A 298-nucleotide genomic window follows, 5' to 3' on the forward strand; every position below is an offset into this window, starting at 1 on the left:
CCGGTCTGGTGGCTTGAGCGGCGTGCCCAGAACCCGATCCCATCTCGAACTCGGCCGTTAAACACGCCAGCGCCCATGGTACTGTGTCTCAAGGCACGGGAGAGTCGGTCGCCGCCAGACCCGCACATCGCAAACACACACTCCCTCATCACGATCACCGCTACGGCCCCGGAGCCCGCCGACACAGGCGAACAGCCAGCCCGGACCAGCCGCACAACCTTGGCGCGGGGTGGAGCAGCCCGGTAGCTCGTCAGGCTCATAACCTGAAGGTCACAGGTTCAAATCCTGTCCCCGCAAC

The 298-nt window shown here is 64.8% G+C and carries 1 tRNA gene and 1 rRNA gene; both read left to right on the plus strand.

Going from position 1 to position 298, the window contains the following annotated elements:
• The first annotated feature begins 4 nt into the window (after window positions 1-4).
• A 5S ribosomal RNA gene (gene rrf, locus MKK67_RS23620) occupies window positions 5-120 on the plus strand.
• Between the two features lie 103 nt (window positions 121-223).
• Window positions 224-297, plus strand: a tRNA-Met gene (locus tag MKK67_RS23625).
• The last annotated feature ends 1 nt before the right edge of the window (window position 298 follow it).

The organism is Methylobacterium sp. J-072, assembly GCF_022829425.1.
GTDB lineage: Bacteria > Pseudomonadota > Alphaproteobacteria > Rhizobiales > Beijerinckiaceae > Methylobacterium.